Here is a 12,756-nt window from a genome sequence, read left to right as displayed (position 1 = left end):
GCCGTCGTGCTGACGGTTCACCGGGTACGCGGGGTCGCGGCCGCCGCGGGCGACATCGTCATCGGACACGCCGTCGCCGTCGACGGCGCCCGGTTCGCGGCCGTCGGGCCGTACGAGGAACTCCTCGCGGCGTACGAAGGGCGGGCCCGCGTCCGCGACTGGGGCGACGGGATCCTGACCCCGGGCCGCTTCGAGCCGGACGCCGTCGCCCTCCTGGAGTCCACGTACTGGCCCGACCCCCGCGAGGCCGAGGCCCTGGGCACCGAGCCCCTGACCGGCGAGGCCCTCGCCGCCCTGGACATGCCGGAAACCCGCTGGGGCGCGAGCGCGAGGCGGGGCGTGCGGCGCCTGCTGGCGGAGGGCACCACCGCCCTCGCGGGCCCGTTCACGCACCCTGCGGTCCGCACAGCCGTGACCCGCTCCGGCCTGCGCACCCACCCGGTCGCGGCACCCACGGCCGGGGGAGACGCGGACTTCGCCGTGATGACCTCGGACGGCACCTGCCTGGCGACGTCGATCGGCGGCCGCCTGGTCCATCGGAGCCGCTGAGGCGCCGGTCGAGATGGCGCCCCCTAAGGGGCGCGGGGAACTGCGCGAGCAACCCGAACCAACCCGCACCCGTCAGAGCACCGCACACGGCAGACGCTTTCGCGGGAAGCCCGCCGCAGGCGAAGCCCACCCCCAGGGAAGAAGCCGGGCCTGACACAATGGGCCGGGTGACCCGAGCCTCCTTGGACAAGCAGCCGCACGAAGTCGCCTCGATGTTCGACGACGTGGCGGAACGGTACGACCTGACCAACGACGTGATCTCGCTCGGCCAGGCCAGGCTCTGGCGCAAGGCGGTCGCGCAGGCGGTCGACGCGCGCCCCGCGCAGAAGGTCCTCGACCTCGCCGCGGGCACTGCCACCTCCTCGCAGCCCTTCGCGCAGGCGGGCGCGTACGTCGTCCCGTGCGACTTCTCGCTCGGCATGCTGAGCGTCGGCAAGCAGCGCCACCCGTGGATGCCGTTCACCGCGGGCGACGCGATGAAGCTGCCCTTCAAGGACGACACCTTCGACGCCGTCACCATCTCCTTCGGCCTGCGCAACGTCCAGGACACCGGCGCCGCGCTGCGCGAGATGTACCGCGTGACCCGGCCCGGCGGACGCGTCGTCATCTGCGAGTTCTCCGAGCCCACGTGGGGCCCGTTCCGCACGGTCTACATCGAGTACTTGATGCGCGCGCTGCCGCCCGTCGCGCGCACGGTCTGCACCAACCCGGACGCGTACGTCTACCTCGCCGAGTCCATCCGCACCTGGCCCAACCAGCCCGAACTCGCGGCCCTGTTGCAGGACGCGGGCTGGTCGAAGGTGGCCTACCGGAACCTCACGGGCGGGGTGGTCGCGCTGCACCGGGGGTTCAAGCCGAACTAGCCTCCTCGCAGGAGAGTTGACGGGAACCGTTCGCCGGAGAAGATGTGTCAGTTGATATGTCCCGGCCACTTGCCGTGGTCGGGGCGTGACGGTCGGCACACGCCGATCACGTCCCCTGATATATCTCCCCATAACGGAGCGTCCCGATGGCGTCGAACTGCCCCGACTGCGGGGCTCCAGCTCCCGACGAGGCCCGCTTCTGCATGAGATGCGGGCGCGAACGCACACCGGTTCCCGCGGAGCCGGAGGACGCGGTGCCGGAGGATGCGGTGCCGGAGAACGCGGTGCCGTCCGAGGCTCCTCCCTCCGACGAAGCCGCCAGCACCGAGAAGCGCGTGAGCACAGAGAAGCGCGTGAGCACAGAGAAGGCCGCCAAGGCTCCCAGTACCGAGAAGGCCGCCAAGGCCGAGAAGGCCATCAGTACCGACAAGGCGCCCCCGGCCGACGCACCCGAAGTCCCCGCTCACCCCGCGACCCTGGTGGTTCCCCCAGCCCCTGAGTCGCCCGCGGCCCCCGCTCCCGCCACCCCGGCCGCACCTCCGGCCCCGGCCGCCACCCCCGCTCCCGCGGCCCCGCCGCACACCCCGCCTCCGGCCGTCGCGCCCCCGCTGGCCCCGCCTCCGCCCGCCCCGCCGCCAGGCCCCGCCGCGCCCTCGCCCGTGGGTGCCTTCATCGGGCGGGCCGTGCGCGGCGACTGGGCCGGGGCGGCGCAGGCCGCGCTCTGGCCGCTCGCGCTGTTGCTGATCACCGCCGCGGGGTGCGCCATCCCCACGTACGGCCAGGACAGCGACGACATCGTCGTCGGCTTCGCCGACCGGATGCGGATCTCGCTCGCGGCGGCGCTCCAGGCCGTGGGCGGCGACGTGACCCTGAGCGGCCGCGAGGAGCGGGGCTTCGACGGCTCCTCCTCGTCCTCCTCGTACCAGTCGTCGGAGTCCGCGATCGACGGCACCGTCTCGGTGCATCTGGTCCCGCTGACGGTCACGGCGTTGTTCGTCGTCGCGCTGCTCATCGGCGTACGCATCCTCCACAACCGGCTGCGGCACCGCGCCGCCGTGTACGGCACGGGTGGTCCCGGTACGACGGCGGGGCTCGAAGCGGCCGTCCGCGTGGGCGTGTTGACAGCTCTGGGCGTGCTGGTGCTCGGTCTCTTCGCGCAGCCGGAGATCCGGGACGTCGAGGTGTCGTCGGCTCCGTTCCTCGCCATGCTCGGCGCGCTCGGGCTCGCCCTCGTAGTGTCCGCCGGGGTCCTGCACCGCGACGACCTCGCGCACTGGCTGGCCGTGCGCCCCGGCGCGCAGTCGTTCGTGCGCGCCGCGGGTGTGGCCCTGCGCGCGCTCGCCATCGTGCTCGTTCTAGCCTCCGCCGTCGGCTACTTCGCCTTCACCCAGATCGATGATCTGTCGGACTCGTCCGACACACGCGACTCCGGCGTCTCGCCGTACCTCGTCGCGCTCCTGGTGCTGCCGAACCTCGGCATCGCGGCGCTCGGCGTCGGCTGGGGCGCGCCGCTGGAGGCGGAGGTGGACGGGAGGCGCTCGGCGTACGGCGACAACTCCGAGAGCCGCTCCTTCGCGCTCTCCGAGCTCGGTGACCTGTTCAACTCGGGCGCGGTCGTGGGTGTGTTGGCTCTCGGCCTGGCGTGCGCGCTGACGATCGGTGTGCTCGCCGCCCGCCGGTGCGCGGGCCGTGGCGAGCAGATCCTGGCCGGAGGGCTCTTCTTCGGCCTGTACCTGCTGCTCGCCGCGATCGGCGGCTTCGGCGTGGAGACGTCCGCGAAGGAGGTCGGGTACGGCGGCGACTCCGCCACCGCCGGTCTCGAAGGCGGCGTGAGCCTGCCGGACGTGCTGCTGTTCGGGCTGCTGTGGGTGGCCGGTGCGCTGGTCGTCGGGCCGCTGCTGGTGCGGATGGCCGGGCAGGGGGGTGGGGTGGGCGGGCCGCCGACTCCGCCTGGGCCGCCTGGTTCCGGTGGGTCGTCTGGTTCCGGTGGGCAGTTCGGCTCCGGTGGGTCGTCTGGTTCCGGTGGGCAGTTCGGCTCCGGTGGGCTCGGTGGTCCGGCCGGTGGTCCGGGGCCGGTGCCCGACCCGCACGCCGCGCCGACCCAGAGCGGCATCCCGGCCCAAGGGCCCCCGGCCCCGGGCGCCCCGCCGCACGGCACCCCGCCGCACGGCGCCGCCCCCACCCCGTACGACCCCCACGCCTTCCAACTCGGCCTCCCGGGGGCGCCCCGGCCCGGTTCCGGTGGGCCGCGCGGGCGGACCGGCGTCTGGGTGGCCACGCTCGTCGGCGCCCTCGTCATCGGCGGCGGCACCGCGGCCGGGCTGCTGATCTGGCAGGACGACGGCGGCGGCAAGGGCGACGCCAAGGGCAAGAACGAGAGCCCGGCCGTCAGCCGCACCGACGACACCGTCCCGTCGCCCAGCTCGGAGGAGCCCACCGGCGACACCGTCGGGCCCTCGACGCCCGATCCGACGACGGACACCGGCAGCACGGAGGGGACCACGGACGGGAGTTCGGCAGGGAGTACGGGCGGCGGCTCGGACGACAGCACCGACGACAGCCCCGTGCCCGCCGGTTCGGAGCGGGTGACCGACATGAAGGGCTTCTCGTTCGCCGTGCCCGACGGCTGGAGCCGTGAGCGCGGCGACAACCCGACCCAGATCACGTACGCGGGGCTGACCGGCCCGGAGAACTTCCAGATCGGCGTCATCGACAACGCCGACTACACCTCGTACGGAAACATGAAGGACATGGAGGAGCACGCCAAGAAGGACCCGGACAAGTCGGACTACCGGCGCCTCCGCCTGGAGGACACCACCTTCCAGGGGCGCCCGGCCGCGGTCTGGGAGTACACGTACACGGACCGGGCCGACCGCACGATCCACGCGATCGACCACAGCTACATCGCGGACAACGGCACCGAGTACGCCCTCCAGCTCTCCTGGCGCGAGGACTTCTGGCCCGCCGGGCACGGCGCGAAGACGCACCAGACGGCGCTGGACACCTGGCACCTCACCAGATAGGGCTCCGGCGCACGGAGCACCGGACAAGGCTCCGGCGCACGGAGATCGAGGCGGCGCGCGCCCCGTGGCGCGCGCCGCCTCAGCCGCTTCCGGGGCTTCCGACGCCCACCTCCGGCTGACCCGGCTCGTCCAGCTCCCGCCGCAACCCGCCACCGGGCGGGCCCGGGAGCCGCGGCTCGCGTACGCCCGCGCCGCCCCCGCCCTCGTGCGGCCCGAGGTCGAACCACACCGTCACGACGGCTCCGCGCGGGACCTCGGCGTCGGGCGGCGGGTGCTGGCGTACGACGTGGTCGAGGACCAGGTCGCGGAAGCCGGGCCGGTCCGGGGCCGTGAGCACCACGCCGTGCTCGGCGGCCGTCTCGCGCGCGTCCATCGCCATCAGCCCGACGAAGCGCGGTACGCGCACCGGCGGCCCGGCGGGCCCGGGTGTACTCAGCACAGGCGTCACCCCCCAGCGGTATGGGCAGGGTAACTCCGGCACGCGCGAGGGCAACCCCGGCCGACCCGCCATCCCTGCCGGGACGAGGGCAACCCCGGCCGAGGGCAACCCCGGCCGGGCGCGCGCTACAGCGAGAGCCGGTAGCAGTACGCCGTCACGCCCGTGCTGGGCGACGTGAACGTCTCCGCCCGCTCCATGCCGAGGCGCCGCGCGACCGCCATGGACCGCTCATTGCGTATGTCGATCATCGCGACCACCGACCGCACGCCCGCCGCCCGCACCCGCTCCAGGGTCGCTCGGGCCGCCGCGGTCGCGTAGCCGTGCCCCCACGCCGTGCGCGCGAGCCGCCAGCCGATCTCGATCTCGCCCGTCGGACCCCACTCCCGCGGCCACGGCATGGCACCGGCGAAGCCCACCGGATCGCCCTCGGGGTCGAGCAACGTCCACAGACAGAAGCCGAGTTCCGCGTCGTGTCTGCGCTGGCGCGCGGTCAGCTCCTCGTACGTGGACCGCTCCGAGCTCCAGCCGCCGACGTACCGCATGACCTCGGGGTCGTCGAAGAGGCGGTGCCAGACGAAGGCGTCCTCGTCGGTCGGGACGCGCAGCCGGACGGCCGGGCCCGGGGCGCGCGCGGCGCCCGCGTCGTTCAGGGGGCTCGCGTCGCCCCTGGGGCCCGCTTCGCTCACGTCGCTCACATCGCTCACAAGTGGCCCTTCGCCTGGTTGATCGGTACCGCCTCATAGACTGCCCATATCCCGTGCCGGTCGGCACACAGATTTCGAGCCTTGGGGAGAACCCGCCGTGACCGAGCCCCTCTCCGAACACACCGCTGACGTCATCGTCGTCGGGGCCGGGCCAGCCGGTTCGACCACGGCGTACTACCTGGCGAAGGCCGGCCTCGACGTGCTCCTCCTCGAAAAGACCGCGTTCCCGCGGGAGAAGGTCTGCGGTGACGGGCTCACGCCCCGCGCCACCAAGCAGCTCGTGTCGATGGGCATCGACATCTCCGAAGAGGCGGGCTGGCTGCGGAACAAAGGGCTCCGCATCATCGGGGGCGGCGTACGGCTCCAACTGGATTGGCCGGATCTCGCCTCTTACCCGGACTACGGCCTTGTCCGCAAACGCGACGACTTCGACGAGCAGCTCGCCCGGCAGGCGCAGAAGGCGGGCGCCCGGCTGCACGAGCGCTGCAACGTGGGCGCCCCGATCATCGACGACCGCACCGGCCGCATCACCGGCGTGCACGCCAAGCTCGGCGAGGACAAGACGCCGGTGACCTTCCACGCGCCGCTGGTCGTGGCCGCGGACGGCAACTCCACGCGCCTGTCGCTCGCGATGGGCCTGCACCGCCGCGAGGACCGCCCGATGGGCGTCGCCGTGCGCACGTACTTCACCTCGCCGCGCCACGACGACGACTATCTGGAGTCCTGGCTGGAGCTGTGGGACCGCCGCGGCGCCCAGGACCGGCTCCTGCCCGGCTACGGCTGGATCTTCGGCATGGGCGACGGTACGTCGAATGTCGGCCTCGGCGTCCTGAACACCTCGGCCGCCTTCAAGGAACTCGACTGGCGCGAGATCCTCAAGGCCTGGTGCGCCTCGATGCCCGAGGACTGGGGCTACACCCCCGAGAACATGACGATGCCCATCCGCGGCGCCGCCCTGCCGATGGCCTTCAACCGCCAGCCGCACTACACCCGCGGTCTGCTGCTCGTCGGCGACGCGGGCGGCCTCGTCAACCCGTTCAACGGCGAGGGCATCGCCTACGCCATGGAGTCCGGCCAGATCGCGGCCGACGTCATCGTGCAGGCCCACGCCCGCGCCACGCCCGCCCAGCGCGAACTGGCCCTCCAGGACTACCCGAAGACGCTCAAGGAGGTCTACGGCGGCTATTACACGCTCGGCCGCGCCTTCGTGAAGCTCATCGGCAACCCGAAGGTCATGAAGATCGCCACCCAGCGGGGCCTCACCCACCCGATGCTGATGAAGTTCACCCTGAAGATGCTGGCGAACCTCACGGACCCGCGGGGCGGCGACGCGATGGACCGCATCATCAACGGCCTCAGCAAGGTAGCTCCGCGTTCATGATGATTCAAGGCGGTCGCTCTCAGACCTGCTGATTCCGGCTTGATACACCTACGGGACGACCGTACCGCCCCGTGGGTGTATCGCTGGCTGCCCAGGCTCTGCTGTGCCGTTGTGCCGTGGCATCGACGGATGCGTGTTCGGCCCGGATGCATGATCCTGGACGTGTGTCCGTCCACCCGCCTGTGATCGTTCACCCACCGTCCCCCTCAGGAGGTCGGCGGGTGACCATTGGTGATCAGATCGTGGGTCTGGCGATGGGGCCGGACGACCTCTTGGAGTTCTTGCGTCGCGCAGGCCTGGACCCGGATGCGGTGGACTTGTCCGATCCGGCGTTGATCGAGTGGCGTGGGGGTGACTTGGGTGAGTGGGGGCCGGGGGCGATCGGGTGATGCTGCGCGTGCATGACAGAGGCGTTGGGGGAGGAATGTCCGTTTCTCTGCAAGTGGTCGAAAATCGCGGTTCGCTCGGCTAACGTGCCTGGTCAGTTCCGGTGGTCCCCGCGCATGCGGGGGTGGTCCCAACACGACACGCAACCACACACGTTCCCTGCTGTGGTCCCCGCGCATGCGGGGGTGGTCCCGGGAGCGGGAAGCCGAAGAGCCCTGCTGTCTCGTGGTCCCCGCGCATGCGGGGGTGGTCCCCAGTACGTGCGCGACAACCTGAACGCGACAGCGTGGTCCCCGCGCATGCGGGGGTGGTCCCGCCACCCCGTACCCGGTCGACCTGCACCCCGAGGTGGTCCCCGCGCACGCGGGGGTGGTCCCCCGAAGGACCCCTTCGACAAGCTCTTCGGCGAGTGGTCCCCGCGCATGCGGGGTATTCCGACGTTGATCGAATGGCGGGGCGGGGGACCTGATCACTGGGGGCCTGGGCGCGGTGCTTAGTGCCTGTGCTCGTCGCGGGTGGCGCCTGCTCCCCCCGCCGGGCGACAAGGGCGCCGACGGGTGGAGTGTGCGGGCAGTCGTGGGTCGTTCAGACGGGGAGTGTCCAGCTCGGCCCCTGCGGATTTCGGAGCCAGACGCGTTGGGCGTCTGGTGTGATGGTCAGCCCGAACTCGGACAGGTGCGGGGCGCCCGCGCCCTGCCATGTCTTGATGGCGTCCTCGACCTTGTCCCACAGCTTGAGCGGTCCGCGCTGGATCACGGTCCAGCCCTCGCCGTTGTCGGCCGTGCGGACCCGTGCCTGTGATCCGCTGGCTACGTCGAGCAGCACCTGTTCGGCTCCTGCGCCGAGGTGTTCCGCCGTGGGGGCGGCGAGCTGGGCGACGAATCGGCCGGTCCAGTCGTCGAGCAGGGCGGGGTCGATCCGGCTCGGGCGCTCGTCCCCCGGCAGCAGCTCGAAGGGTCCGTGCGGTGGGTGGTCGTGGGGGCGGGCGATCATGAATGAGGTGTAGCCGGGCAGGAAGCGGCCCTGTGCGTTCCCGCTTCCCTCGGCTGTGAGGTGGACGAGTCCGTACGCGGTGCCCCAGCCGGAGAGGGTGGTGAGCAGGGTGCCGCCGGGGGTGATCTGCTGGAGCAGGCCGTAGGGGATGTGGCGCATCGAGCAGAACGCGATCACGACGTCGTACGGGGCCTGTTCGGGGTGGCCGCGCAGGCCGTCGGCTGTGATGAGGGTGGGGGCGTAGCCCGCTTCGCCGAGGGCCTTGCGGGCGCGCTCTGCGGCGTCGGCGTCGGTCTCGATCGAGGTCACGTTGTTCTCGCCGGTGATCTCGCAGGCATAGGCGGTGGAGAGGCCCGTGCCGGTGCCGATGACGAGTACGCGTTTGCCCCGGGTGATGCCGGCCTGCTCGATCATCCACAGGATGACGCCGGGCAGGGTCGAGGACGAGGTCGGGCTGCCTCCGGTGACAGGGCCGGGGGCGTTCTCGGCGAGTACGCCGTCGATCTGGGTCACCCACGTCTGGTTCTGATACGTCAGGCGCAGCCACTCGTCGGCGGGAGTGTCGTCGCGGCGGGTCGGTGTCCAGATGGTGACGCCGGGCTGACTGCTCGGCTTGTAGATCGCGCTGCCGAGGAACAACTCGCGGGGGACGGTCTCGGCCGCGTGGTGCACCTGCGGGTCGTGCAACATGTCGTCGGCGACGAGTTCCTCGACGAGGCGGCGGCGTAGTTCGGCGGCGGTTTCCTGGGTCATGTGGTGTGGCCCTTCTGGAGGGTGTCGGCGAGTGCGCTCGTGATGGCGCGGGTCGTGCCCTTGTCGACGAACGCCCATTGCCCGTTGGGGTTGCATTCGAGGAACCACCATTGGCCCTGGGCGTCGAGGGCGAAGTCGAAAGCGCCGAAGTGGAGCCCGAACGTATGAAGGAAGGCCCGCGCGGTGTCGAGTACGGGGCCGGGGACAGCGATGGGGGAGCAGGTGATCAGGCTTTGGTCCTGGCGCCAGTCGAGGTGCGGGCCGTCGGTGTCGATCCGGCTCGCGAAGGCTTCGCCGCCGACCATGGCGAGGCGGACGTCGGCGATCTTCGGTACGCAGGCTTGGAAGAGGTGAGGGCAGAGTGCGATCGAGTCGTCCAGCTCGTCCGCCTGGACCGTGCGCACCCAGACGGTTCGGTTCCGGCCGTCGTCGCACGCGAGGTGTACTCGGTGCACGGGTTTGTAGATCACTGTCTTGTGCTGGGCGACGAACCGCGCGGCGTCCGACGGTACGTCTGTGATCAGCGTGTCGGGGAGCATGAAGCCCAAGCGGGCTGCGGTGGCGAGCTGAAGCGCCTTGTTCTCGGCATCGCGGTTTCGCGTGGGGTGGTTGACGTACAGGGCCCCTGGGAGTACGTGCAGCACCCCCATGTAGCCGCGCCGTGACTGCTCGATCGCGAACCGATGCTCGGGAGTCTCAGCCTCGTGCGGGGCGCTGAACGATGTCGGGCGACGCCAGAAGACGGCACGGACCCTCGACAGGTCGAGGTGCCGAGTCGCGGTGGTGACATCCCCAGTGAAGGCACCGCGTTCGATCCGGGCACTCATGGCGGCGGGGCCGGAGAAGTCGGCAGCAGGATCGAGCCGCACGGCCGGGACACCCCGGCCGTGCAGCTCTTCCAACACCAGATCTGCCGTGACGTCACCGAGCGCGGTGACGACGAGGACCGGTGCGTCGGCCATGTCAGTCCGAGTCGCTGTCTTCGGTGAGGTCTTCGTCAGAGGGCGGGGGCGGGTTCTTGCCTCCCCCGTCGGATGACGTCGCCGTCCGGTTGGCTGTGGTTGTCCCGGTGCCGTGGCCGTTTCCTTCGACGCGGTTTCCGCTCGCGTCGAGGTATCGGGTTGTCTGCGTGTCCGGATCAATTTCCGTGTGTGCATAGGGCACTTGGGTGACGTCGGGGTACAACGCCAGCCGCTGGACACCCCAAGGCGCCGCTGTGGGAGTGGGCACGTTCTTCCTCCGAGATTGATGGGTCGTCGGGTCGTGCGCTCCGTCCTCGCGTAGTGCGTGGAGGGAAGTCTGACGCAGGGACAGGTGCTCTAGGCGGGGCGTTGGCGGGTGGCGAGGGTGGGGGAGCCGGGGGCGCGGTGGGAGCGTTGGTGTTCGGGGTGGTCTGCGGGGGCTCCACGGGGTGGGTAAATGCTGGTGACGGCGGGTTTCGCGCTGTGCTCGCTGGGGGCTGTGGTGATGTTCCAGATCAGGCCGGAGCGGTCTTGCACGAAGTGGTGGCCCGGTGTGTTCTCCCAGCGTCCGTAGACGGTCGCTGCTTCGTCGGCCATGGCGTGAAAGGTGTGGGCGAAGGTCGCGGCGGCGATGTCCTGGCGGTCGAAGTGGTAGCGGCCGTAGAAGGCGACGGCGGTCGGCAGGAAGGTGAGGGGGAGGGCGGCGGCGCGGCGCAGGATGCCGCGCCATCCGTGCGGTGTGCCGGGCTCGGGCAGGGGCGGGCGGTTGTCGAAGTGGGGGAGCCAGGCGCGGGTTTCATGCGGAGGGTCGGTGAGTTTGGGGCATTGGTTGTCGGGGTGGCCTGCGTCGTAGTGCTGGACGATCTTGCCGGTGTTGTTCCAGAAGAAGGTGTGGCACTGGTCGTCGCTGAGCCGGTAGTAGCCGCCGGTGGTGTGGCGTTCCCACAGGCCGGTGGTTGCGAGGTCGTAGAGCATGGGGCGTAAGAGGCGTGGCGCGACGCAGAACTGCACGTCGTGGTGGTCGTGGAATTCGTGGGTGACGCGGCCGTGGATGGGGCTGTTGAAGGCCTGCTGCGGGGTCATGGGGGCGCCGATCAGCTCCCAGCGGGTGTACCTGGTGCCCTTGGAGCGCTTCAACGGAGGGTCTTCCTTCCGGGGAGGTGTGGGCCTGTGGGGGCCTGGCGGTGGGGCGGGAGGTCTGTGGCGAGGGGGCCCGAGGGGGTGTGGGGTGCGCAGTCCGGGCACGCGAACTGAGTTAAGGCCTGGCCGCTGGGGCTGGCGATGTCGCGTACGGGCACCGCGGCGGCGGACACGCGTCCGCATCTGCAACAGGTGGCGCTCATATCGCGACGGCGGTGATGTCGTAGTCGATGCCCATGCTGGCCAGGGCCGCGGCCGTCCGGCGCTCCCGCTGAAGGTGCCGTTCGCGTTGGACGTTTTCGCGGTGCGTGCGGTGTTCGTGGGCGAGGAGGTAGGGCCGGACGAGGGCGACCTCCTCGCCGGTGAGGTGGCCGCGCCGCTCCTGCACGTGTCGGGGCAGAGGTATGGAGGAGGTGGGGGCCGGTACCGGTGCGGATCGAGCTGCCAGAGACGCCGGGGGATGGCGCCTGGGGGTGCGGGGGCTGAACAGGGCTCTTAACGTGCGGGCGATAAGGTCGCGCATTGGGTCGTCAGCTCCTGTGTAGCTGGTGGCCTCGCCTCGGCGGCCGGTCCTACGCGGTCGCCGAGGCACTCTTTTTGGGTGGACCCGCACCCCTACTGCGGGGTGTCCGGCCGCGTGGGGAGGGCCGAGACAGGGCGTCCGCGGTAGGGGGCGGGGGCATAGGGCGCGCAGTCGTGGGGGCCGGCGCGGGTGAGGAGTGGGCGGGCCGAGAGGCTGTAGCAGCCGTGCCGGTCCATGACCGCGAGGCGGAAGACCGCGCCCTCGCCGAGGACGTCGAGCGCCTGGTCGTGCAGCTCGATGTCGTAGGGCCACGCGCGCAGCGGGGTGGCCGGGTCGGACGGGTCGTGCTCGACCACGCGTATGGCGCCGATCTTGTGGGGTCCTTGGAGCCACACCGTGTCGAGGGGAGGGTCGATGCGGTCGGCCAGACGCGGCGCCCACACGTCGAACCACCGCATCGCGAGACGCGGGGACGGAGCGACGTAGCCGTCGAGAACCCACTCCCGGGCCGCGGCGAGGGTGGCGGGACCTCCGCCGATCGTGACCTCGCACCACACCGCCACGGGCCGCACCAGCGGCGCGGGAGCCGTCGGCGGTACGACGGCGGGGTTCACAGCCACTGCCCGGGGCGCACGCGGTAGGGCAGTGTGACGTGTTCCCGGTAGTCGAGATGCGCGGGAAACTCACGAACGTGGTCCAAGACCCAGTCCTGCGGTGCGACGTGGTCCTCGCTGACCGGGCTCGTCGCACCACACACCATGCATTCCATGGACCGGGCGATCGGCTCGGCGTCCGGCTCCCGGTTCGGTGCGATGGTGTGCTCACGAGGGCGGTAGATGGTGCCCATCACTTCCGCTCCTTGCCACGCAGGACCACCTCGTGCGCGGCAAGCTGACGCTGCAACTCGGCGGAGCGGGCTAAGAGTTCGTCGGTGGAGGGCGGCGAGGTGCTGGGCGCGGCCTGCTCGGCCGAATCCTGGTCCGACATGCGGGGCCCCTCAACAGGTGAGCTGGGCGGTCATTAACGCCACTCCGTGGCC

At 71.3% G+C, this 12,756-nt stretch carries 14 protein-coding genes, 1 pseudogene and 1 CRISPR repeat array; of the genes and pseudogenes, 5 read left to right on the top strand and 10 right to left on the bottom strand.

Features of this window, described 5'->3' with window-relative positions:
* Nucleotides 1–6 precede the first annotated feature (6 nt).
* The 4 genes and pseudogenes from ACZ6BG_RS13420 to ACZ6BG_RS13405 all read left to right on the top strand — a co-directional run bounded on the left by ACZ6BG_RS13420 (nucleotide 7) and on the right by ACZ6BG_RS13405 (nucleotide 4,435).
* The gene (locus ACZ6BG_RS13420) at nucleotides 7–549 is read left to right on the top strand and encodes an imidazolonepropionase-like domain-containing protein (protein ID WP_468999963.1); all 543 of its coding nucleotides are present in this window, start codon (nucleotides 7–9) and stop codon (nucleotides 547–549) included.
* Nucleotides 550–716: 167 nt separating this feature from the next.
* Nucleotides 717–1,412, top strand: a complete 696-nt coding sequence (locus ACZ6BG_RS13415) for a demethylmenaquinone methyltransferase (RefSeq protein ID WP_468450517.1) — start codon at nucleotides 717–719, stop codon at nucleotides 1,410–1,412.
* A gap of 146 nt (nucleotides 1,413–1,558) precedes the next feature.
* Nucleotides 1,559–1,627: pseudogene (locus tag ACZ6BG_RS13410) on the top strand (zinc-ribbon domain-containing protein); the annotation flags it as partial.
* Between the two features lie 138 nt (nucleotides 1,628–1,765).
* Nucleotides 1,766–4,435: a hypothetical protein gene (locus ACZ6BG_RS13405; RefSeq protein ID WP_469000313.1), complete on the top strand. Its 2,670-nt coding sequence runs from the start codon at nucleotides 1,766–1,768 to the stop codon at nucleotides 4,433–4,435.
* Nucleotides 4,436–4,514: 79 nt separating this feature from the next.
* Here ACZ6BG_RS13405 and ACZ6BG_RS13400 read toward each other — a convergent pair whose 3' ends face one another.
* Nucleotides 4,515–4,814 carry a PASTA domain-containing protein gene (locus ACZ6BG_RS13400; protein WP_469000282.1) on the bottom strand — a complete coding sequence of 100 codons (300 nt, stop codon included), beginning with the start codon at nucleotides 4,812–4,814 and terminating at the stop codon, nucleotides 4,515–4,517.
* 185 nt (nucleotides 4,815–4,999) lie between these two features.
* Entirely contained in the window at nucleotides 5,000–5,524 is a 525-nt protein-coding gene (locus ACZ6BG_RS13395; RefSeq protein ID WP_469000280.1) for a GNAT family N-acetyltransferase, read from the bottom strand.
* A 151-nt stretch (nucleotides 5,525–5,675) separates the two neighbouring features.
* On the opposite strand from ACZ6BG_RS13395, the gene ACZ6BG_RS13390 reads away from it, so the two are divergent.
* On the top strand, nucleotides 5,676–6,959 hold the full coding sequence (locus ACZ6BG_RS13390) for a geranylgeranyl reductase family protein (protein WP_468999962.1): 1,284 nt from the start codon (nucleotides 5,676–5,678) through the stop codon (nucleotides 6,957–6,959).
* Between the two features lie 490 nt (nucleotides 6,960–7,449).
* Nucleotides 7,450–7,723: a CRISPR direct-repeat array (repeat unit 29 nt; unit sequence GTGGTCCCCGCGCATGCGGGGGTGGTCCC).
* 208 nt (nucleotides 7,724–7,931) lie between these two features.
* Here ACZ6BG_RS13390 and tgmC read toward each other — a convergent pair.
* The 8 genes from tgmC to ACZ6BG_RS13350 all read right to left on the bottom strand — a co-directional run bounded on the left by tgmC (nucleotide 7,932) and on the right by ACZ6BG_RS13350 (nucleotide 12,704).
* Nucleotides 7,932–9,092: an ATP-grasp peptide maturase system methyltransferase gene (gene tgmC / locus ACZ6BG_RS13385; RefSeq protein ID WP_468999961.1), complete on the bottom strand. Its 1,161-nt coding sequence runs from the start codon at nucleotides 9,090–9,092 to the stop codon at nucleotides 7,932–7,934.
* Entirely contained in the window at nucleotides 9,089–10,054 is a 966-nt protein-coding gene (gene tgmB / locus ACZ6BG_RS13380; RefSeq protein ID WP_468999960.1) for an ATP-grasp ribosomal peptide maturase, read from the bottom strand. The genes tgmC and tgmB overlap by 4 nt, the downstream gene beginning before the upstream one ends.
* 1 nt (nucleotide 10,055) lies before the next feature.
* Entirely contained in the window at nucleotides 10,056–10,322 is a 267-nt protein-coding gene (gene tgmA / locus ACZ6BG_RS13375; RefSeq protein WP_468999959.1) for a putative ATP-grasp-modified RiPP, read from the bottom strand.
* Between the two features lie 89 nt (nucleotides 10,323–10,411).
* Nucleotides 10,412–11,191: a hypothetical protein gene (locus tag ACZ6BG_RS13370; RefSeq protein ID WP_468999958.1), complete on the bottom strand. Its 780-nt coding sequence runs from the start codon at nucleotides 11,189–11,191 to the stop codon at nucleotides 10,412–10,414.
* Nucleotides 11,192–11,393: 202 nt separating this feature from the next.
* Nucleotides 11,394–11,582 (bottom strand): hypothetical protein, encoded by a 189-nt coding sequence (locus ACZ6BG_RS13365; RefSeq protein ID WP_468999957.1) that lies wholly within the window; start codon nucleotides 11,580–11,582, stop codon nucleotides 11,394–11,396.
* A 227-nt stretch (nucleotides 11,583–11,809) separates the two neighbouring features.
* The gene (locus tag ACZ6BG_RS13360) at nucleotides 11,810–12,337 is read right to left on the bottom strand and encodes a hypothetical protein (protein WP_468999956.1); all 528 of its coding nucleotides are present in this window, start codon (nucleotides 12,335–12,337) and stop codon (nucleotides 11,810–11,812) included.
* Nucleotides 12,328–12,564: a DUF7848 domain-containing protein gene (locus ACZ6BG_RS13355; protein ID WP_468999955.1), complete on the bottom strand. Its 237-nt coding sequence runs from the start codon at nucleotides 12,562–12,564 to the stop codon at nucleotides 12,328–12,330. The genes ACZ6BG_RS13360 and ACZ6BG_RS13355 overlap by 10 nt, the downstream gene beginning before the upstream one ends.
* The gene (locus tag ACZ6BG_RS13350; protein ID WP_468999954.1) at nucleotides 12,564–12,704 is read right to left on the bottom strand and encodes a hypothetical protein; all 141 of its coding nucleotides are present in this window, start codon (nucleotides 12,702–12,704) and stop codon (nucleotides 12,564–12,566) included. The genes ACZ6BG_RS13355 and ACZ6BG_RS13350 overlap by 1 nt, the downstream gene beginning before the upstream one ends.
* Nucleotides 12,705–12,756: the final 52 nt, after the last annotated feature.

This window comes from Streptomyces sp. NPDC041205, from assembly GCF_055591765.1.
Note: the sequence above shows the minus strand (reverse complement) of the source record. Positions and strands in the feature narration are given on the sequence as shown.